The following is a 20,340-nucleotide window of genomic DNA, read 5'->3' on the forward strand; positions in this document are numbered from 1 at the left end:
TCTGTTTTGTGGCAGAACGGAACCCTCAAAGCCGAGTTTTCATAGAACTTTTTACACTACCATCAATATTACATAATCCTATTATTACATACTATTATGTAACATGTCTATTATGCTTCATTTTTAGAAAACTTAAGCTGATCTGCTCCTTCCGACGGCACGTCTGCAGGCAAAAAGGACAGCTGCGGGGACTGTCCTTCACGTCACTTGGAAGTTATATTCGATTCTTCGATCCCTTCGATTTTGTCAATTCCCTCCGTCTCGGTCCGCAGCCTTTCGTTCTCTTTTTCCAGTAGCTTGATTTTTCTCTGCATAACATAAATACGAAATAAGCCAACAGAACCGATAATCATCCCCCCCATAAAAACAGAGCCTAAAATAACGAGAATAAGAGGCCATTCCGATCTGCCAAAGAAAAAATTGACGGTTACAGGTTCAACATTGATGACCGCGAAGACTGCAACAAGCAAAGCAAACAAAATTCCCAGCAGTAGAATCCATTGGACTCGCAAATCTTCCCCCTCCAATCTTCTTTCAAGTGTCAATTCCTGAAGTGACAGAAGCTTTTTCTCAGCTCTCAATGAAAATTTCATCATCAATCTTAATCTTTTCCGAGTTGTACGGGTTAATATGGACAAAGACATTGTGGACATTGCCCATTTTCATCAGCCGTTCTTTTACCTTTTTCCCAATCCGGTGCCCTTCTTCAACGGTGATCACAGGATCAACCGAGATTTTCAAATCGATTATTACATAATGCCCGTGCTCCCTGGCGTGAAGCACATCAATCTTCTTGACCTCAGGAATATTTTCAACAATGTTTCTAAATTCTTGTGTATCTTCCTCATGGAGAACATGGTCCAAAGTATTGTGGATCGATTCTCTTCCAAGCGTCCAGGCCATTTTAATAATAAGTAAAGCAACAAAAAAACCGGCAACAGGGTCTGCATAAACGAGCCAATCAAACCCGAGCCATCCGCCAACAATAGCAGCACATATCCCAATCAGGGCGGCAATCGACGAGTAAACGTCCGAACGATGATCATACGCGTTTACAATAAGTGCATCACTATTCAACCTTTTTCCCAAGTTATAGTTATATCGAAACATCGCTTCCTTGACAATAATCGAAATCACGACCGCAACAATCGCGATCCCCTTTGGTGCTTGAAGCGGCTCGAACAAGGCTTCAAATGATGCTTTCCCTACTTCAAAGCCAATCATAACCATTAAAACGGCAACAATGATTGCAGCAATCGATTCTGCTTTTCCGTGCCCGTATGGGTGGTCTTCATCAGGAGGCTGCCTGGATGCCCGCAAGCCAATAAATACAGCGAGGGAACCGGATATGTCAGAAGCGGAGTGCACAGCATCGGCGATTAAAGCTTTGCTGTTCGCGTTGACTCCGATTATCCATTTTATAATAGCCAAAACGGCATTGCCGGCCATCCCCAAGATTGCCGCGGACTCCGCTTGTTTAAAACGATTATTATGATCCAATCTTAAACTCCCTTTCTGCAGATCGGCTTCCAGTATTTCAATCCATTCCTTTATTATTGGATTTGCAGAGAATTTTAATGAGTAACAATAGGTTTAAAAAAAAAAAATAAACCGCAGAAATCTGCGGTTTATACTTGCGGTTGATCACTAATTTTTCTTTTTTCCTTATAGGTGATTAAAACACCCTTCTTTTTCAATTCCCGTTTTTTCCACTCAAACCACAACTGGGCGGCAATAAAGATGGACGAATACGTTCCGGCAATAAGCCCGACAAGCAAGGCCATCGAGAAATTGCGAATTGATTCACTTCCAAAAATCAACATCGCCACTACTGTGATCGTGACCATTCCAACCGTATTAAGAGAGCGCCCCATCGTTTGCCTTGTACTCGTATTAACGACATCAGCAATTTCTTCGACGGTTTTTAAACGGCGTTTTTTCTGCATATTTTCGCGCATCCGGTCGAATGTAACGATTGTGTCATTGATTGCATAACCGACAATCGTTAGCAAGGCTGCGATAAATGTGAGATCTACTTCCAATTGCAATAAGCTGAACACCGGTATCGTAAAGAATGCGGCATATAGCAAGGCGATCACCGCCGATACAGCCATCGGCATTTCAAAGCGGATCGTTACGTATAAAATGATGCCGATTGAGGCAATCAATAGAGCCATCCCGGCATTCTTCGCCAATTCGATCCCGATGGTCGGTGACACGCTGCTGATATTCGGTTCAGATCCATACGCTTCAGAAAAATGCGACTTAATATCGGCAATTTCACTCTTCGTTAACACGCCTTTAAAACGGGCCACCCCGATGTTACTTTCATCCCCGGAGATGACGATATCGTTTGTTTCAAAGTTTATTTCTTGTAGTTCATCCTGTAATTCTTCCGTCGTAATCGCTTTGTCGGCGAGAATTTCCACTCTCGTTCCACTCGCAAAATCGATGCCGAGGTTCAAGCGGAAAACTGCGAGAATAATCATACCGACAGCAAAAAACAGTCCTGAAAGAACAAAGAATTTTTTTCGATGCTTCACAAAATCAAAGCGGTCAAATTTTGTCGGCAGGTCCAATGTATCAAAATTCTCTTTGATATCTTTGATCTGGCTTTTCTTAACGCCGAACCAGCCTGGTTTTTTATCCAAAAAGCCACTTTTTACCCAGAGCCCGAGCAAAAGCCTTGAAAAGTATACGTTCGTAAAAAAGCTTCCTAAAATACCGATAATTAAGCTTGTCGCAAAGCCTTTGACAGAGCTTGTCCCGTAAAAGAACAGCACGGCGCCGGCCAAAAGCGTTGTTATGTTGGAATCCGTTACAGCCGCAAACGAGTTCTCGTTTCCTGCTTTAAAAGCCGCTTTTATTGACTTGCCAACTCTAATTTCTTCCCGGATCCGTTCGTAAGTAATAATGTTGGCATCAACGGCCATCCCGACACCAAGGATCAGGGCTGCAACACCCGGCAAGGTTAAGACGACATTCAACAAATCAAAAATCAGTATTGTCAGGAACAGATATACCGTTAAGGTAATCGTTGCGATAAAACCCGGAAAACGGTAATAGAACATCATAAACAAAAATACGATGGCAACCCCGATAATACCGGCCATCACCGTCTTATCCATGGCGTTCTCGCCAAACTTCGCTCCAACAGATGTTGAATAAATTTCATCCAGTTCAACAGGGAGTGCGCCTGCATTCAACAGCGACGCCAGCGTAGTTGCTTCTTCCAGCGTGAAATTACCTTCAATTGAAACTGTATCCTGGCTGAATACCTGGTCTACTGCTGGATTGGAGATAAACTTCGGGTCTGCTTTCCCGACTTCTTCCTGGTAGGAATCCTTCCCTTCCTCAAAATCAAGCCAAATAACAAGCACGTTATTCGGTTGATTGGCAACGATTTGTTCGGTTACTTCTCTAAACTTGTCCGCGCTCTTAAGTTTAAGAGAAACGCTTGGCGTGCCATTTTGATCGAAGCTTTGCTTTGCACCGCCCTCCGCAAGGTCGCTGCCATCCATCATTTCTTTATCCTGATAATCCCGGAAAGTCAAATTCGCCTCTGTAGACAAAATCTCGCGGGCCTGATTTTGGTCTTCAACACCGGCAAGCTGGACGCGGATCCGGTCATCCCCTTCAATTTGAATATTCGGCTCGCTGACACCGAGGACGTTCACCCTTCTTTCAAGAGCTTCAGCCGTGCTGACAAGCATTTCCTTGTCAATCTTCTGCCCTTTTTCAGCAGGTTTCACTTCATATAAAACTTCAAAGCCGCCCTGGAGGTCAAGGCCAAGCTTGATATTGTTAATAATGTTGTTCGTCGCTCCACCCATCACAGTCCCAAGAACCAGGACAAGCAGGAAGAACGCGATGATCCGACCGCGCTTTCTCATTACCTATACGTCCTCCTTAAATATAAACCAGCGGATTGCCAAGAATAACTGGCATCCTGTAAAACTACCATTTTCATTATGAAACAGAATAGAAATACTGTCAATTTGTGTATAAAGGTAAAATTATGCTAATTATTTTAAAAACTCTCTTCGGTCCTCTTCATTGCTGAAATGAAAATCTGCCTGTTTAAATGCTTCAACCGTTGCAAAGTTCATATACTCATTCACCTTAACAGAGAGAATTTCCTGAACAATTTCATGAATTAATATATCCTCTCTCGTTTTTTTCCACTTCTTTTTTACCATGTAATCCCACAGTTCATGTTCGGTAATCGTTTCATAGCCAAGCAATTTAAATTCATCCAGCTTGCTGTGCAATGCAGGTTTAACCTGGCTGTAAAACCGATCATATTCATGGCCAATGTGCATCATTCAGCCGCCTCCTCGCCGCTGTATCAATTTTTTAAGATGAATGGAAAAAGTCCGAAACCTTGTCATGCTTTGTCCACTTTGTTGCATATAGTTAATTGTATATGATAATAGCTATTTTGAGAAGGCAGGGACCGGGATGTCTAAGTTTTTAAGAGGAACCCTTATTCTTTTGGCAGCCGGCTTGGTCACAAGGGTGCTCGGCTTTATAAATCGAATCGTGATCGCCCGTTTTATCGGGGTAGAGGGCGTTGGCTTATATATGATGGTTTTTCCGACATTGATATTGGTGATTACACTGACACAGCTCGGGTTGCCGGTCGCCATTTCAAAAAGTATAGCAGAGGCTGAAGCACGCGGAGATCACCACAAAGTAAAAAAAGTTCTTGTTGTTTCGTTAGCGACAACGCTTACTTTATCTTTGCTGTTCACGCCGGCGTTGATTTTACTCGCCCCTTATTTATCGCAAACATTGTTTACAGACACGCGAACAGTATATCCATTGATGGCGATTGCACCGATTATCCCGATTATTGCCGTTTCCTCAGTGATCCGCGGCTATTTTCAAGGAAAACAGAATATGAAGCCGGCAGCCTATTCGCAAGTTCTTGAACAAATTGTCCGCATTACATTAATTGCCGTATTAACAAAAGCTTTTCTTCCTTATGGAATTGCCTATGCTGCTGCAGCAGCAATGTTCGCCTCTGTCATTGGTGAACTTGCCTCGCTTTTCTATTTAATGACAACTTTTAAGCTAAAAAAACAGTTCCCGTTCCGCAAGAAGTTTTTCCAGTTCGCCCGTTCGGGAAAGGGTACGCTCCGTGAATTGATGGCGATCGGCCTTCCGACTACGGGAAGCCGGTTGATCGGTTCTGTTTCCTGGTTTTTTGAACCAATTGTCATAGCCCATAGCTTAGCGTTAGCCGGCGTAGCTGCCTCGGCAGCCACAAAGCAATACGGAGCCCTGACTGGATACGCCCTGCCGTTGCTTTTGCTTCCTTCGTTTATTACATATTCTTTGGCAACCTCGCTTGTTCCGGCAATCAGTGAAGCGAACTCCCAAAACAATATGCGCCTCATTGAATACCGCCTCCAGCAATCGCTGCGGTTCGCTCTCGTAACCGGCGGACTTTCGGTCGTCGTTTTATATGTCCTCGCGGAAGAATTAATGCAGCTCATGTACGGGGCAAAAAGCGGAGCGCAATTTATAAAATTGATGGCCCCGTTCTTTTTGTTTTACTATTATCAGGGACCTTTGCAGGCAATGCTGCAGGCACTTGACTTGGCTCGTGCAGCCATGACCAACAGTTTAATCGGAAATATCGTCAAAATCGCTGTTATTTTCTTGTTGGCAAGCCAGCCAACATTCGGCATTAAAGGTGCGGCCCTAGGTATAATCGTTGGTTTTGTTCTCGTAACCATGCTCCACTTGGCGACAGTTTTAAAAACGATTTCCTTCACCTTTTATACAAGGGACTATATAAAAACGTTTTTAGCAATGGGGATAACCGGATGGGCCGGCTTTTGGCTGGTTGAGAACATCCTTACGTCCACTTATCTCCTATGGAAAGTGATTGCGGCAGCGGGTGCAATGGCGTGCATTTACTTTGCACTCTTATTAGTTAGCGGTCTAATTAAAGCCGATGATTTAAAAAGAATTCCCTGGATTGGCAACACGCTGGCAAAATGGGCGTTTCATTAAGAGCAAAACGCTGGTAGAAACAACGCCAGGCTTTTTTCTATTCATCTATGGTGTCTATAAAGAACTTACCATTTTGGAAGCTGCAAAAAGAGATTTTTTTGACGTCCTTATAGCCTCGTTTTCGCAGCTCCTGGCGCAGCCACAAACTTGTTTTGTCAATCGTGGCTAAATGCTCTGCCTGAATGACTCCGTCGACAATAAGCGGAATCGTGATTTGCCCTGCATCCTTGCTTTTTTCAAACACAGAAAGTTGGCCTGACGGTTCTAAAATAGCAAATTCAACGTCAGCTATGTTGCGGATATGCTTTTCTCTTAGCTGGAGCATCAGGTCATCAAAATTGTAGCGCTGCTGTTTCATCGCCTTTTCGTCAATTTTTCCTTTATTGATGATCACGCTGGGCCGCCCGTCAATCAGGTCGCGAAACTTCTTGCTTTTCAACGAGATGAACGCTAAGCCAATTTGGACGACCATCAGTAATCCCATCGGCAAAATTGTGTCAATTAGCGGATCTTTCGGATCCTCAATTGCGACGACGGCGAGCTCTGCGATCATAATAAACACAACCAAATCCAATATGCTCAGCTCGCCGATTTCCCGCTTTCCCATCAGCCGGAAGATAAACAAAATCAATGTGTATACAAATAAAGTCCTGAAAATAATCGCAAGATATTCTTCCACTATGGTTCCCCCTTCACAACATACATACTATTAGTTTTATCCATGAGGAAAGAAACATTATATGCAGGTTTTTCCAAAAAGAAATCTTTAAAACTCGGATAAAACTCACTGTTTGAAACTTAAAAAAATAAAGCCGTCCTGAAATGAATGGAAGACAAATATCGGACAGGCGATTTTTTTATTCTAATTTTCTCAAAACCGAATATGCTTGTACTAAGGAAAAATCGGGTTTGCCGGGAAATTGGTTTACTGAACGGCAACCAAAAGGGAAAGGAGTATCGATGTGGAGACTAAAAACTACGGGACTGCTGTTTTATATGGTTTGATGGGGATTTTCCTGCTGGCAATTGTGAGCACTTTCATTCTTTCACTCATATTGAGATTTACTTCTGTTCAGGAATCTGATCTGGAATTCATTATCACAGCTTTTTCCTTCATCACATTGTTTACAGGGGGTTTTGTCTCGGGGGGAAAAGGAAAACAGAAGGGCTGGATGCTTGGGGGCCTGACGGGACTTTTGTATTCATTGGTTGTTTTTTTATTCTACTATCTTGGCTATAACAGCCTTTTCTCAGCAGAACAGGTTATTTATCATACATGCTATATTTTAATTGCGATGATGGGTGGAATTCTCGGCGTCAACCTGATGGGTAAATCAAGAACAGCTTAGCCAGGATAAGCCTCCAAGCATCAAATATTCCACGTTAAACAGCAAAAGGAAGCGACCCTTGAGCAGGATGCTTCCTTCTTGTGCTTGTGATTAATTTGCAAGGACATCGCCGCTTGCTTCCGTTACATCACGGATGGCTGCGCGATCGTATGTAAGACGGCTTCCGTCTCCGCATTTGATGACAACTTTATCTTCATCCAATGCATCAACAATACCATGCAATCCGCCGATTGTAACAACCTTATCACCTTTTTTCAAGTCGCGTTGCATCTGTGAAACAGCCTTCTGGCGCTTCTGCTGCGGGCGAATCAACAAAAAGTAAAAAATGACGAACATCAACAGGATTGGTCCTAAAGACGTTAATAGATCCATATTTTTCCCCTCCTTTCAGTAGCGATTATTAAAAGTTTTTTGCATTCGGTTTATTGAATCCGTATTTCTCAAAAAACTCTTCTTTAAAGTCACCAAGACGGTCTTCACGGATCGCTTGTCTGACTTGCTCCATTAATTTTAACAGAAAATAGAGATTATGGTAAGTTGTAAGCCGGATTCCGAATGTTTCTTCACTGCGAATCAGGTGGCGAATATACGCACGGCTGTAATTCCGGCATGTATAGCAATCGCATTCCGGATCAAGCGGGCCAAAATCGCGGGCATATTTCGCATTTTTAACAACCAAACGCCCTTCACTTGTCATCAATGTCCCGTTTCGGGCAATTCTGGTTGGCAGCACGCAGTCGAACATATCAATGCCGCGAATCGCGCCGTCAATCAGCGAGTCCGGAGAGCCGACTCCCATTAAATATCTTGGCTTATTTGCAGGAAGCAGCGGTGTCGTAAACTCGAGAACCGTATTCATGACATCCTTTGGCTCCCCTACAGAAAGGCCGCCGACTGCATAGCCGGGAAAATCAAGTGAAACCAGGTCTCTGGCGCTTTGCTTCCGCAATTCCTCATACTCCCCGCCCTGGACGATTCCAAACAGCCCCTGATCTTTAGGCCGCTTATGCGCAGCCAGGCAGCGTTCGGCCCAGCGTGAAGTCCGTTCCACAGAGCTCTTCATATATTCAAAAGAAGCCGGATAAGGCGGACACTCGTCAAACGCCATCATGATATCCGAGCCGAGCGCATTCTGGATGTCCATTGCTTTTTCCGGTGATAAAAAAAGCTTATCACCATTCAAATGATTGCGGAAATGAACGCCTTCTTCTTCTATTTTGCGAAACTCACTTAAACTGAATACTTGAAACCCGCCCGAATCGGTTAAAATCGCTTTGTCCCAATTCATAAACTTATGAAGCCCGCCCGCTTCCTTGATGATATCATGCCCGGGCCGAAGCCATAGGTGGTATGTGTTACTCAAAATGATTCCGGCACCCATCTCCGTCAACTCTTCAGGAGACATCGTTTTTACGGTCGCCAGCGTCCCGACCGGCATAAAAACCGGCGTCTCAAATGACCCGTGCGGCGTATGAACCCGGCCAAGCCGTGCTCCTGTTTGTTTACATGTTTTGATTAATTCATAACGAATTGCAGTCAAATCCTTGTATTCTCCTTTCACCAACCTTCACTATAAAAGCAGCATCGCATCTCCAAAACTGAAAAAACGGTATCTTTCCTTTACAGCAATTTGATAGGCGTTCAAGACGTTTTCCCGTCCAGCCAAGGCACTGACCAGCATGATCAGCGTCGACATTGGCAGGTGGAAATTCGTAATCATCCCATCAATTGCTTTAAAGTGATAACCTGGATAGATAAAGATGTCCGTCCAGCCGCTCTCGGCAACAAAAGTACCGTCATGCGCGGCAGCAATCGTTTCGAGTGTTCGGGTGGAAGTTGTTCCAACAGTAATAATTCTTCCCCCTTTGCTCCTTACGTCATTCAGAAGCCGGGCAGTCCCTTCTGAAACCTGATAGAATTCGGCATGCATTTGATGCTCATGAATATTTTCAACGTTTACCGGCCGAAATGTTCCAAGTCCAACATGCAGAGTAATAAAGGCGATATGAACGCCGAGTACCCGCAGTTGCTCCAGGAGCGCTTCGGTAAAATGAAGCCCTGCCGTCGGCGCCGCAGCGGATCCTCTTTCGCGGGCAAACACGGTCTGGTATCGGTCCCTGTCATCCAATTGCTCTTTAATATATGGAGGAAGCGGCATTTCTCCAAGTCCTTCGAGCACTTCATAAAAAATTCCCTCGTAGCTGAACTCGAGGATCCGGCCTCCGTGCTCGGCTTCCCCAACACAAACAGCTGAAAGGAGTCCGTCACCAAAGTCAATTTTTGTCCCTTTCCTGACCCGTTTTGCAGGCTTTACAAGCGTTTCCCAGCGATCTCCATCCTGCTGCTTAAGCAGCAGCACCTCGATTTTTGCACCTGTGTCCTGTTTCGCACCGTACAGCCTGGCGGGCAGAACACGGGTATCATTCAAGACAAGACAGTCCCCTTTTTTAAAATAGTCGCCAATATTTTTAAAGGTGTCATGCCTAATTTCACCGGATTCTTTATTTAGAACCATCAGGCGGCTGTCCGTCCGATTTTTTAAAGGAACCTGCGCGATCAATTCGGCAGGCAAATCAAAATCAAATAATTCTACGTTCATGTTGTCACCCTATCTATAAGCTAACTGTTCCTCCAGCTGGTCAACGAAACCTGCCGATAAAATAGAAAATTGCCGACAAAATAATGCTGATGAGAATTGATGTGACGATTGGAAAGTAAAAGGTCGTATTTCCTTTTTTGACAAGAATATCACCTGGCAATTTCCCTAAAGAAATAAATTGCATCAGAAAGCCGACAACAAAGATGATGACTCCAAGCGTCATTAACAGCTTCGAAATTCCCGTCATTCAGCGGGCACCTCCATTTGAAAGTGTCGATATGCTAAATCAGTCACGATTCTTCCACGCGGCGTCCGCTGCAGAAAGCCGATTTGCAGGAGATATGGCTCGTAAACATCCTCGATTGTATGGGCTTCTTCGCCAATTGTAGCAGCAATCGTTTCCAGCCCGACCGGACCGCCGCGAAATTTCCCGATAATATTTTGTAACAGCTTGTGGTCAATATGGTCAAGGCCAAGGCGGTCAACCTGGAGCAGCTCCAAAGCATATTCGGAAAGATCCGCATTGATCTCACCGTTCCCCCTTACTTGCGCAAAATCCCTGACCCGGCGCAAAATCCGGTTGGCAATTCTCGGGGTCCCCCTCGATCTTCGCGCAATTTCCGACGCAGCAGGACCGTCAATCTCTGTTTCAAGCAAATCCGCCGTTCTTGTAACTATCGACTTTAATTGGTTTTCATTATAGTATTCCAGTCTGCTAAGAACTCCAAACCTGTCTCTTAATGGGGCTGATAATGAACCCGCTCTCGTCGTAGCACCAACCAATGTGAAAGGCGGCAGATCAAGCCTGACCGATCTCGCACTCGGGCCTTTTCCGATTACAATATCGAGGCAAAAGTCTTCCATCGCCGGATACAATACTTCTTCTATCGACCTTGGCAGCCGGTGAATTTCGTCAATAAAAAGAACATCACCAGGTTCCAGGGCAGTTAAAATCGCTGCCAAATCACCCGGCCGTTCAATGGCAGGGCCAGCAGTTGTCCGGATATTAACGCCCATTTCATTGGCAATGATTGCAGCAAGCGTTGTTTTCCCAAGACCTGGAGGTCCGTACAGCAGAACATGGTCAAGCGTTTCCTGGCGCAGCTTGGCCGCTTCAATAAAGATCGCCAGGTTTTCTTTTACCTTGTCCTGCCCAATATATTGTTTCAACGTTTGCGGACGGAGGCTGAGCTCAAACGAAACATCTTGTCCGTCCGCTTCTCCGGACATAATTCGGTCTTCCATTTTGTGATCACCCTTTTTTAAGTTGTTCCAAAAAGCCATGGGCGAAGGATTTTAGCCACCGCAGCATTATTTTACTTAAGAAGCTTCTGCAATGCTTTTTTGATGTATTGGTCGGTCGTGAGTTTTTCTTTTCTCAGCTCTGGGGAAATTTTATTAATCTCCCGATCTGAGTATCCAAGGCTCTTTAACGCTAAAATGGCTTCTTCCAGTTCCAATGGTCCGCTCATTCCAAGGTTGCTTTCATCGGCAGTAAACAAGTCGGGAAAAAAGTCGGGAACGATATTATGCAATTTCCCTTTTAAATCGAGGATCATTTGTCGCGCCGTTTTTTTCCCCACGCCAGGAAACTTTACTAAGAACGCCTCATCTTCATTTTCGATTGCCTGAACAACTTGCCCTGGTTCACCTGATGCAAGTATCGCCAATGCGCCCTTTGGCCCAATCCCTGAAACATTCAGCAGCTTTGTAAACATCGATTTCTCTTCTCTGGAATGAAATCCATACAAAGCCATCGCATCTTCTCTAACATAGTGGTATGTATAAACGCGAATCTCGCGGCCGGCTTCCGTTGAGTAGGTGAACGGATTTGGCGTGATTATCTGAAAACCAACCCCATTATTTTCAACAACGATATATTCCGGTCCGACAAAGTCGACGATTCCTTTTATATATTCAAACAATCTCTTTCTCTCCCCTGGTTTGCTGTAGACCATTTTAACATACTATTTATATTTTTGATATTTTTCATCGCGACGGGGATTGTATTTGATCGATGCAGAACAAAAAGGACCTTGGGTCGGTCCTTTTATCAGCTTCGAAAAATAATATATTTTCATTACTTCAGTTTATTGTTGTTTCTGCGTGGAGTACGTTTTAAAAGTTTCCAATACTTTTTCATAGCGATCCTTCGTCATAACGGGGATACCTTTTTTCAACTGTTCCCGTTTAACGCTCTCCAGTTTTCCGATATCAATCTGGAAAAAGGAGTGAATTACATTGGATTGATCGGGTCTTCCATTAAAAATCGTCAATATCCCCTTATCCGTAATCCCAAAGTAACCGTTTGCTTTAAGCAGCGGAGATATGTCGTCGATATGCTGGCGAAAAACAACCCTGTTCTCCCCCAGATCAACGATTTGCCACCCGGCATACTTTGCCCAAAAATCCTCAGTCGACCAGACCGTTTCTTTTACTCTTTCTTCACTGATTTCCCCATCGAGGTATACTCTCTCAAAAATAACGGAAATTTCGAGCGGGCCGGAAATTTTCTCGCCCTTTTGAGGCTTCTCCTGAGCGGATACCGTTGTTTCCTGAAGCTGCATTTCAAGATTAAATGGCTCAACAAAAAGCCAGGCTGCGAAACACCCCAAGATACTTAACACTATAGCCGCCCATTTGGATCTCATCCAGATCACCCCATCTAAAAATACGGAACATATCTCCGCAACTTCATCTTTGTTTCACCCATAGTCTCCCCAAAATAGGTAAATTTATTCTGCGGCCAGTCGCTATGCTTATCAGGGATATTTCAACCCATCAGCAACCGCCTTATCAATGACAAGAATAGTAGCAGAGCGATGACAATCAGCAAAAGTGCAAGCTTTTTTTCCTATTTGTCTGCCTTCTTCATTGGCATTGCCTCCTGACGTGTGCAAATTGCTTGTTCAACTCTACTTTCATTGCACCATATCGTTTACCTCAATCATAAATTGCTGCCTTAGTAGAAATTGGTCGGTTGTCATGCTTTTAACAACCGTTAATTTTTTTGGATCCCGATATGTTTCTTCTCTTATCACCCTGTTCCATTCCCGGAAAATATCAGTCGGAAACATTAAGGAATAGAGGAAAAGCTGGTCGTTCTTGTATGTTTCCAATATCGGGTGGCGAAACAATTCCCCGGCGGACCAATTGATAAATGGGAGGATCCGGTTTGCATATTGGAGGTAATCGGCGCTTTCCGGCCCAATGCTGATTAAATCGAAATCGATTAAATGAAGTTTTTTTCCGGTTTGAAGGAAATTATGATGGGCAACATCTCCATGCAAAATCGTTTCCGAATCGGATTGAGGTTCTTCCTTTGTTTTCTTTAAATATGTTAAAACATGCTCGCCGCAATGAATTAAGTGGTCGATTATTTGTTGATCGACATAATAAGAGACGACAGGGAGATTTTTTTTAAAAAGCAGCAACCTTTCCTGCCACTTTTCAAGCAATTTATAAGTTGGCAACAACGATTCATATCGCTTCGCCAATTTCTTTGAAACATTGTGATATTCAGCCAAAAGATTTAAACCGGCGATACGGCTGGAAGCTGAGCGGTAGTTAAAGGGACGGTCACCTTTTTCCAAATATTCGAGACACCCATAATAATTTTTTTCAAAAAAGAGAGGTTTTCCGTTCGTCATGTCGTAAAACGAGTAAGTATTTTGGAATCCCTCTTTTTTTAAGGACGCGGTAAACGCTTGCTGCAGCTTCAAACGGCGTAAGGTTGAGTAGCCTTTTAATATAAAAGGAAATTGGCTTGTTACAACAAAAAAGACATTTTTTCTGATCAGTCTAAATTCAATCAATTCAAAGCGTATTTCCTTTTTTAAAAAAGAGAGGAGACGATTATGAAAACAATCGTCTCCCCCGTTTTTAGTCTTCATTATCATTGCTTTCGTCCAGATAGCGCGGCATGCCATACGGGCTTCCATCCATCGGGCCGGAACCGTATCCATATGGGTTTACAAATGGCGGTTGAGCAAATTGCCCATGCTGCGGTGTGAAAATTGGCGCTGTTCCTGGAGCCGGGCCAACAGGAGGTGGAAATGGATTACCTTGCCCCGCAAATGGCCCCTTGACTTGTGCCGGATCTTTACATCCGCTATCAGCTACGTCCTCTACCCCTTTTACTGGCATCTGTTGCGGCATTTGTTCCCTCCACAGCGGGGGTTGATATTCTTCTTTTACTCCCTTGACTTGCGGAGACAATGGCATTTGATAATCTTCCTTCACTCCCGCTACTTGCGACGGGAATGGTGCCTGGTAGTCATCCATGGCTCCACCTACTTGCGACGGGAATGGCATCTGGTAATCCATGGCTCCACCTACTTGCGACGGGAATGGCATCTGGCAGTCCATGGCTCCACCTACTTGCGACGGGAATGGCATCTGGCAGTCCATGGCTCCGCCTACTTGCGACGGGAACGGCATCTGGTAATCCATGGCTCCGCCTACTTGCGACGGGAACGGCATCTGGCAGTCCATGGCTCCACCTACTTGCGACGGAAACGGCATCTGGCAGTCCATGGCTCCGCCTACTTGCGACGGGAACGGCATCTGGTAATCCATGGCTCCACCTACTTGCGACGGAAACGGCATCTGGTAATCCATAGCTCCACCTACTTGCGACGGAAACGGCATCTGCTGATCCATAGCTCCACCTACTTGTGACGGGAACGGCATCTGCTGATCCATGGCTCCACCTACTTGCGACGGGAACGGCATCTGGTAATCCATGGCTCCACCTACTTGCGACGGGAACGGCATCTGGTAATCCATAACTCCGCCTACTTGCGACGGGAACGGCATCTGGTAATCCATAGCTCCACCTACTTGTGACGGGAATGGCATCTGCTGATCCATCGCCCCCAGCACCTGTGGCGGGAAGTATGGTGTCTGGTAATCCATGGCTCCCTTCACTTTCGGCGGCAAATGCGGGTATCCGTAAGGCGGCGGGCAAGGAGCAAACCCAGCTCCTGCTACAGATGGTCCAAGTGGCGCCTTATGCATCGGGGCATAAGGCATTTGCGCTCCTGCCACCTGCTGTGGATACTGCCCCTGCATTTGTGGCGGCATCTGATAATCCTCTGCGCCTGCCACGCCTGTCGGTAAACCAGATTGCATTTGTGGCATTTGCGGCATGAATGGAGAAGATTCATCATCCATTTGGTTCGTATAATTTATGCTTTGATTTCCTGCCACTCCATAGCTCGGGGGCATTTGCTGCATCGGCATCATGGACGCACCTTGTACTTGCGGATAAGGCATCCACGGCTGTTGCGGAAAAGCTGCTTGTTGATGTCCGGGCATGGCAGGTGAATTGTGGAAAAAGTTCGGTGAGTATGGATACATTGGTTCTTTGTAACCTCCTTGTTGTTTAGGCAACTGCGGTGCTGCTTCTTCTTTTACATTTGGGCTCTCTTCATTCATCATTCCGGGCAGAATATTAGTAGGTTTTGGCGGTATTTGCGGCAGGGGTGCTTGCTCGGTTGGCTGCTCTACGGACATATTGGCCATGTTGAGCGTATAATAATGATTAATGTCGATTTCAGGAATGACAGGCTGAGGCATTTTTGGAGTATACGGTGCTTTCGGCTTTTCTTTTACGGGTTCCTTCTGTTTTTCAATGGCAGGCGCTTCTTTTTTGGGAGTTGGCGCAGGTTTTGGTGCTTCTGTTACCGGCGAAACTTGCGGCTTTTCTTTTACTAAAGGATGTTCGACTTTCGGCATTTCCTTTTTAGCACCCACACTGATTTTTGCTTCCGGCTTCCCTCCAGTCAGCGGAGCTTCTTTTTTGATCGTTCCTCCAGATGTGGGAACTTTTATCTTCATCCCGGGCATAATCATATCAGGGTTGCTGAGCTGTGTATTCATCTTTTTCAGCTCTTCAAAGTTCACGCCGTACTTCTTGGCGATCTTCCAAAGAGTATCCCCTTTCTGTACGATATGGATCTTCACTATGATTTCCCTCCTATGGCATAAGTCCATACATTGTATGTCAAAGTAGGCAAATTGCTAACAGTCTACACAAAAACTTATGCTGCACTCTCCAGAAATATGAACGAAGCAAGGCATGAGCCATTAAAAATGCTGAAAGAACGGACTGCGAGTTGAGACCGTAATACGTCTTTAGAAGCAAAATCTGCGTAAATAGTGATTTATCGCAGGTTTTTATGTTAAAATGGGACATCATTTATACAAGGAGTAATGTGATGAAGGACCAAATGAAGGTGCTCGGAGATGAACGACGCGAGCTGCTGTTGCAGCTGTTGAAAGAGAGCGAAAAACCGCTAACCGGCAGTGAACTGGCAGCGAGAACGAATGTAAGCAGGCAGGTAATTGTCAGCGATATCACCTTATTAAAAGTAAGAAAGGAGCCGATTATCGCAACGAGCCAGGGTTATATATACTTAAGGCCAGTCTCGCAAACGCCGGTTTTTGAGCGGACGGTCGCCTGCTTTCATCCTCCGGAAAGAACGGAAGATGAGCTTAATCTCCTCGTCGATTTAGGCGTAACCGTCAAGGATGTTAAAATTGAACACCCGGTCTATGGAGATTTAACGGCTTCGATCATGGTATCGAACCGAACGGAAGTTCAACGATTCATGCGAAAAATCCACGAGACGAAAGCTGCCTTTTTGTCTGAACTGACAGCAGGAATTCACCTGCATACGATTTCAGCCCGATCCGAACAGACGTTAATCGAAGCAGAGTCCGCCCTCAAACAAGCAAATTTCCTTGTCTCGTCTTAAACTAAGTTTAATTTAACAGAAAAAGGATCCTGCCCGGATCCTTTTTGTATTTTCTTCTATTAAGTTCGCTGTTTTGCTTCAAGATGGAATGAAGGGTAGCTTCCAAGAAGCTTTACTTTGCAGCCAAGTGCTTCAAGCTCCTGGATAACGCCGGGAATCAGGACTTCATCCATCTTCATCTCAACATCAATAATGAAAAAATAATTACCGAGCCCAGTTTTCATAGGCCGTGATTCAATCTTCGACAAATTAAGCTTTCTCCATGCAAACGCAGATAAAACCTGGTGCAGGGCCCCGGCATGGTCTGACGGAAGAGTCACCATAATTGATGTTTTATCACCTTTATATAGGGATTGCGGCCCCCCTGGAGCAACAGGGGATAATGATAGAATAATAAAGCGGGTATGATTATCCGCAAAATCATGGATATTTTCTTTAACAATCTCAAGTCCGTATTCCTTTGCGGACAGCTCATTGCCAATCGCTGCAGCATTTATTTCAGGATGTTCTTGTATGTATTGCGCTGCTGCTGCTGTCGATGTCGTATTTTGACAGCGCACACCGCGCAGTTCACTATGCAGAAACTTATGGCATTGGGCAATAGCATGTGAATGGCTGTAAACAAATTGCAATTGCTTCCATGATTTGCTGTTATCGGGATGTACCATTAAATGCTGGCGAATCGGAGCAGTGATCTCCCCGATAATCGGCAGGCCGGCTTCATGGATTAAATAGTCGAGCGTAATGTTTACAGAGCCTTCAAGCGTATTCTCCATCGGAACAACCGCAAAATCGACGTCCCCTTCTAAAACGGCATCCATACATTCAGGAATAGTCAGGAATGGAACAGATTCTTCATCTCCAAACACCGCTTGCACGGCTAACTCTGTAAAGGTTGCCCGCGGTCCTAAAAAACCAACTTTCACGATAATTCCTCCTCAGTATTTAAACAAGCACACCGCTATAGTTTTTATAAAAAATAGCCGAAACCAGCCGTTAAGAGCGAGCCCTTAAGCACCTGATCCCAGCACTTCAACTTTTTCAACAAATTCAAGCCGCCGCAAGTTTAAAAGCAGCTCATCCATGTCGATTTCCATTCCCGTTGTATTTAAGGAGAGTGTCACATTTGCTCTTCCTTGCAGCGGAATTGTCTGGTGGATCGTCAGGACATTGCAGCCGGATGAAGCTACAACACCTAGCAGCTGTGACAACGTTCCAGAACGATCTTCCAGGTGGAAAAACAGTGTGATCAGCCGTTCCTTTACAATCGTATGAAACGGAAACACGGTATCTCGATACTTATAAAAAGCGCTTCGGCTCAAGTCAACCTTATGAACCGCATCCCATACCGATTCTGCTTTTCCCCGTTCAATCATTTCCTTCGCTTCAAGTGTTTTTTTCATTGCCTCGGGAAGAACATCTTCACGAACTAAATAAAATTTTTTATCGAATTTATCCTGTCTCATTTCCCCACCCCATTAAATCAAAAACAGTACATGCCAACTCTACTCGATAAACTCAAATTCGTAATCCATTAATTTTATTGTATCTCCGTCGGCAGCCCCTTTTTTGCGAAGCGCTTCGTCGATACCCATGCCGCGCAGCTGCCTGGCGAAGCGGCGCACAGATTCATCTCTTGAAAAATCGGTCATTTTGAATAAACGTTCCAATTTTTCGCCGGATAAAACAAAAGTACCATCCGGGTCTCGAGTGATCATAAATTCCTGTTGTTCTGCTTCATGCTTATACATGACGCGGTGGACATCTTGATCCGCTTCTTCTTCCACAACAAGAGGGAATTCCGGTGTATCCTCCAGCTTATCGGCAATTGCAAACAGTAAATCTCTCAACCCTTGACGGGTGATTGCAGAAATCGCAAAGACCGGAACGTCATCTGTAAGTTTAGCCTTAAACTCCTTTAAGTTTTCCTCCGCACCCGGCATGTCCATTTTATTGGCAACAATAATTTGCGGCCTCTCGGTCAGCCTTAAATTATATTCCTTTAACTCATTGTTAATAGTCAGATAATCGTCATATGGATCGCGGCCTTCGCTGGCTGCCATGTCAATGACATGCACAATAACCCTGGTCCGTTCGATATGCCGCAAAAATTGATGACCAAGGCCAACACCGGAGTGAGCCCCTTCGATCAGTCCCGGCAAATCGGCCAATACAAAGCTTCGCCCATCCTCTGTTTCAACCATCCCGAGATTCGGGACAATCGTCGTAAAATGGTACTCGGCAATTTTCGGCCGGGCCGATGACACGACGGAAAGAAGTGTTGATTTTCCGACGCTTGGAAAACCGACAAGCCCTACATCTGCAAGCAACTTGAGCTCCAGTATTATTTCGCGTTCCAGTCCCGGTTCTCCATTCTCTGAAAGTTCCGGAGCAGGATTGGCTGGGGTCGCGAAGCGGCTATTGCCCCGCCCGCCTCTCCCGCCCTTGGCGATGACAGCCCGCTGTCCATGCTCGGTTAAGTCAGCGATGACTTCACCCGTTTTATCATCCGTTACGATTGTTCCCGGCGGTACCTTTACCACCATATCCTTAGCGTTTTTTCCATGCTGATTTTTCGACATACCATGCTCACCGCGCGGAGCTTTAAAATGGCGCTGATAACGAAAATCCATCAGTGTTCTTAAACCTTCTTCGACTTCAAAAACAACATCGGCCCCTTTTCCGCCATCCCCTCCGGCAGGGCCCCCTTTCGGTACATATTTTTCCCGGCGAAACGCAACCATTCCGTTGCCGCCGTCTCCACCTTTTACGTATATTTTCACTTGATCAACAAACATTTTATTCCTCCCGTCTACAGTCCTGTATCCCCACTTTTCCCAAGACGAGAATCGCTCTATCTCCCATTCCCTAGCCCAACGGCACGAAAACATCGAGTGCGAGTTCCTGTTCAGAGAATTCCTGGATTTTTAACGACACAGCATGTTCATTAGCCTCCAGAAAATATTCTAGCTGCTGTTTATTTGTTATTATTCCGCTAAAATCAAAAAAGAAACGAACCCCTTTTTTTCCGGGTTGAATCGTCACCGATAAATGGTTTTCCCGGAAAGCTTCTATCGATGCATTTAAACATGAAAAAAAAGACCTTGTCCAGCTTGAAATGATCCGGTCATTCCCCGGTGACAGTTCATGCTCGTTTATCACTTCATATTCGAGTTGGAAGGAATGGTTTTCCCAATTATATGTAAGCAGCAATGAGGCTAGCTCCGGCATTTTTAAATTAGAAAGCTTTGCTTCATTTTGCGCCTCTACGACAATTTCATCAATGATTTCTTTTGCCCGGTCCATTTTATTTAACGCTATATTTCCTTTTATTAGTTGCAATTTATTTAGCCAATCATGCCGGGCGTGCCTGAGCACCTCGACAGTGTTCCAGTCTTTTTTCATACATCGACTCCTCAAGTTATTCAATCTTAGAAGACCGCTTGCTGATAGTATATCAAAAAAGACTACAATCGTAAGCAAATTTAAGGGCAAAAATGAAAATTTTAGAAAAACGCATCCTGCTAAATCGATGTTTTTTCCATTGTAGAGTAGAAAACAGGAATTAGATATTGTCTTCTTGTCCTCGGGTTTCAGGGTGTTCCAC

20 protein-coding genes and 1 pseudogene are annotated in these 20,340 nt (G+C 44.8%); 3 read left to right on the forward strand and 18 right to left on the reverse strand.

Annotated features, from left to right (window positions below; translation table 11 throughout):
• Positions 1-203: 203 nt before the first annotated feature.
• From CVD23_RS12795 to CVD23_RS12810, 4 genes are all read right to left on the reverse strand, one after another.
• Positions 204-512, reverse strand: a complete 309-nt coding sequence (locus CVD23_RS12795; RefSeq protein WP_101579112.1) for a LapA family protein — start codon at positions 510-512, stop codon at positions 204-206.
• 58 nt (positions 513-570) lie between these two features.
• A complete protein-coding gene (locus tag CVD23_RS12800; RefSeq protein ID WP_101579104.1) occupies positions 571-1,500 on the reverse strand; it encodes a cation diffusion facilitator family transporter in 930 nt (309 codons plus the stop codon).
• Positions 1,501-1,628: 128 nt separating this feature from the next.
• Complete coding sequence (gene secDF / locus CVD23_RS12805) at positions 1,629-3,893, reverse strand: protein translocase subunit SecDF (RefSeq protein ID WP_101579103.1); 2,265 nt, start codon at positions 3,891-3,893, stop codon at positions 1,629-1,631.
• Positions 3,894-4,025: 132 nt separating this feature from the next.
• Positions 4,026-4,325 carry a post-transcriptional regulator gene (locus CVD23_RS12810; RefSeq protein WP_373270908.1) on the reverse strand — a complete coding sequence of 100 codons (300 nt, stop codon included), beginning with the start codon at positions 4,323-4,325 and terminating at the stop codon, positions 4,026-4,028.
• A 136-nt stretch (positions 4,326-4,461) separates the two neighbouring features.
• Between CVD23_RS12810 and spoVB the strand changes: the two genes are divergently transcribed.
• Positions 4,462-6,024 (forward strand): stage V sporulation protein B, encoded by a 1,563-nt coding sequence (spoVB, locus tag CVD23_RS12815; RefSeq protein WP_101579102.1) that lies wholly within the window; start codon positions 4,462-4,464, stop codon positions 6,022-6,024.
• 37 nt (positions 6,025-6,061) lie between these two features.
• On the opposite strand, the gene CVD23_RS12820 is transcribed toward spoVB, so the two are convergent.
• Positions 6,062-6,703 (reverse strand): DUF421 domain-containing protein, encoded by a 642-nt coding sequence (locus CVD23_RS12820; protein WP_101666241.1) that lies wholly within the window; start codon positions 6,701-6,703, stop codon positions 6,062-6,064.
• Positions 6,704-6,986: 283 nt separating this feature from the next.
• On the opposite strand from CVD23_RS12820, the gene CVD23_RS12825 reads away from it, so the two are divergent.
• Positions 6,987-7,373: a TIGR04086 family membrane protein gene (locus tag CVD23_RS12825; RefSeq protein WP_180955657.1), complete on the forward strand. Its 387-nt coding sequence runs from the start codon at positions 6,987-6,989 to the stop codon at positions 7,371-7,373.
• 90 nt (positions 7,374-7,463) lie between these two features.
• On the opposite strand, the gene yajC is transcribed toward CVD23_RS12825, so the two are convergent.
• The 9 genes and pseudogenes from yajC to safA form a co-directional block, all read right to left on the reverse strand.
• Positions 7,464-7,745, reverse strand: a complete 282-nt coding sequence (gene yajC / locus CVD23_RS12830) for a preprotein translocase subunit YajC (protein ID WP_101579099.1) — start codon at positions 7,743-7,745, stop codon at positions 7,464-7,466.
• A gap of 28 nt (positions 7,746-7,773) precedes the next feature.
• Positions 7,774-8,913, reverse strand: a complete 1,140-nt coding sequence (tgt, locus tag CVD23_RS12835) for a tRNA guanosine(34) transglycosylase Tgt (protein ID WP_101579098.1) — start codon at positions 8,911-8,913, stop codon at positions 7,774-7,776.
• Between the two features lie 30 nt (positions 8,914-8,943).
• Positions 8,944-9,972: a tRNA preQ1(34) S-adenosylmethionine ribosyltransferase-isomerase QueA gene (gene queA, locus CVD23_RS12840; protein ID WP_101579097.1), complete on the reverse strand. Its 1,029-nt coding sequence runs from the start codon at positions 9,970-9,972 to the stop codon at positions 8,944-8,946.
• Positions 9,973-10,012: 40 nt separating this feature from the next.
• Positions 10,013-10,219 carry a DUF2905 domain-containing protein gene (locus CVD23_RS12845; protein WP_101579096.1) on the reverse strand — a complete coding sequence of 69 codons (207 nt, stop codon included), beginning with the start codon at positions 10,217-10,219 and terminating at the stop codon, positions 10,013-10,015.
• Positions 10,216-11,217 carry a Holliday junction branch migration DNA helicase RuvB gene (ruvB, locus tag CVD23_RS12850; protein WP_101579095.1) on the reverse strand — a complete coding sequence of 334 codons (1,002 nt, stop codon included), beginning with the start codon at positions 11,215-11,217 and terminating at the stop codon, positions 10,216-10,218. The genes CVD23_RS12845 and ruvB overlap by 4 nt, the downstream gene beginning before the upstream one ends.
• Positions 11,218-11,288: 71 nt before the next feature.
• Positions 11,289-11,897 (reverse strand): Holliday junction branch migration protein RuvA, encoded by a 609-nt coding sequence (gene ruvA, locus CVD23_RS12855; protein WP_101579094.1) that lies wholly within the window; start codon positions 11,895-11,897, stop codon positions 11,289-11,291.
• A gap of 165 nt (positions 11,898-12,062) precedes the next feature.
• On the reverse strand, positions 12,063-12,623 hold the full coding sequence (locus tag CVD23_RS12860; protein ID WP_101579093.1) for an intercompartmental signaling factor BofC: 561 nt from the start codon (positions 12,621-12,623) through the stop codon (positions 12,063-12,065).
• Between the two features lie 270 nt (positions 12,624-12,893).
• Complete coding sequence (locus tag CVD23_RS12865) at positions 12,894-13,871, reverse strand: phosphotransferase (protein WP_101666242.1); 978 nt, start codon at positions 13,869-13,871, stop codon at positions 12,894-12,896.
• A gap of 1,648 nt (positions 13,872-15,519) precedes the next feature.
• Positions 15,520-15,939, reverse strand: a pseudogene (gene safA, locus CVD23_RS22995) (SafA/ExsA family spore coat assembly protein); the annotation flags it as partial.
• Positions 15,940-16,193: 254 nt separating this feature from the next.
• Here safA and CVD23_RS12875 point away from each other — a divergent pair.
• The gene (locus tag CVD23_RS12875) at positions 16,194-16,733 is read left to right on the forward strand and encodes a transcription repressor NadR (protein WP_101579654.1); all 540 of its coding nucleotides are present in this window, start codon (positions 16,194-16,196) and stop codon (positions 16,731-16,733) included.
• Between the two features lie 59 nt (positions 16,734-16,792).
• On the opposite strand, the gene pheA is transcribed toward CVD23_RS12875, so the two are convergent.
• From pheA to CVD23_RS12895, 4 genes are all read right to left on the reverse strand, one after another.
• Positions 16,793-17,659, reverse strand: a complete 867-nt coding sequence (gene pheA, locus CVD23_RS12880) for a prephenate dehydratase (protein WP_101579655.1) — start codon at positions 17,657-17,659, stop codon at positions 16,793-16,795.
• An 84-nt stretch (positions 17,660-17,743) separates the two neighbouring features.
• Positions 17,744-18,199: an ACT domain-containing protein gene (locus CVD23_RS12885; RefSeq protein WP_101579656.1), complete on the reverse strand. Its 456-nt coding sequence runs from the start codon at positions 18,197-18,199 to the stop codon at positions 17,744-17,746.
• A 39-nt stretch (positions 18,200-18,238) separates the two neighbouring features.
• Complete coding sequence (obgE, locus tag CVD23_RS12890) at positions 18,239-19,531, reverse strand: GTPase ObgE (RefSeq protein WP_101579657.1); 1,293 nt, start codon at positions 19,529-19,531, stop codon at positions 18,239-18,241.
• A 70-nt stretch (positions 19,532-19,601) separates the two neighbouring features.
• On the reverse strand, positions 19,602-20,138 hold the full coding sequence (locus tag CVD23_RS12895) for a sporulation initiation phosphotransferase B (protein ID WP_101579658.1): 537 nt from the start codon (positions 20,136-20,138) through the stop codon (positions 19,602-19,604).
• Between the last annotated feature and the right edge of the window lie 202 nt (positions 20,139-20,340).

The sequence above is a fragment of the Bacillus sp. V33-4 genome, assembly GCF_002860225.1.
GTDB classification, from domain to species: Bacteria; Bacillota; Bacilli; order Bacillales; family Cytobacillaceae; genus Bacillus_BJ; species Bacillus_BJ canaveralius.

What these genes read in the sequence shown, in the direction of transcription:
- queA (WP_101579097.1), bottom strand. Translation starts at nt 9,972, where the DNA reads ATGAACGTAGAATTATTTGATTTTGATTTGCCTGCCGAATTGATCGCG.
- secDF (WP_101579103.1), bottom strand. Translation starts at nt 3,893, where the DNA reads ATGAGAAAGCGCGGTCGGATCATCGCGTTCTTCCTGCTTGTCCTGGTT.
- CVD23_RS12885 (WP_101579656.1), bottom strand. Translation starts at nt 18,199, where the DNA reads ATGAGACAGGATAAATTCGATAAAAAATTTTATTTAGTTCGTGAAGAT.
- obgE (WP_101579657.1), bottom strand. Translation starts at nt 19,531, where the DNA reads ATGTTTGTTGATCAAGTGAAAATATACGTAAAAGGTGGAGACGGCGGC.
- CVD23_RS12875 (WP_101579654.1), top strand. Translation starts at nt 16,194, where the DNA reads ATGAAGGACCAAATGAAGGTGCTCGGAGATGAACGACGCGAGCTGCTG.
- CVD23_RS12895 (WP_101579658.1), bottom strand. Translation starts at nt 20,138, where the DNA reads ATGAAAAAAGACTGGAACACTGTCGAGGTGCTCAGGCACGCCCGGCAT.
- CVD23_RS12865 (WP_101666242.1), bottom strand. Translation starts at nt 13,871, where the DNA reads ATGATAATGAAGACTAAAAACGGGGGAGACGATTGTTTTCATAATCGT.
- CVD23_RS12860 (WP_101579093.1), bottom strand. Translation starts at nt 12,623, where the DNA reads ATGAGATCCAAATGGGCGGCTATAGTGTTAAGTATCTTGGGGTGTTTC.
- yajC (WP_101579099.1), bottom strand. Translation starts at nt 7,745, where the DNA reads ATGGATCTATTAACGTCTTTAGGACCAATCCTGTTGATGTTCGTCATT.
- ruvB (WP_101579095.1), bottom strand. Translation starts at nt 11,217, where the DNA reads ATGGAAGACCGAATTATGTCCGGAGAAGCGGACGGACAAGATGTTTCG.
- spoVB (WP_101579102.1), top strand. Translation starts at nt 4,462, where the DNA reads ATGTCTAAGTTTTTAAGAGGAACCCTTATTCTTTTGGCAGCCGGCTTG.
- CVD23_RS12810 (WP_373270908.1), bottom strand. Translation starts at nt 4,325, where the DNA reads ATGATGCACATTGGCCATGAATATGATCGGTTTTACAGCCAGGTTAAA.
- CVD23_RS12845 (WP_101579096.1), bottom strand. Translation starts at nt 10,219, where the DNA reads ATGACGGGAATTTCGAAGCTGTTAATGACGCTTGGAGTCATCATCTTT.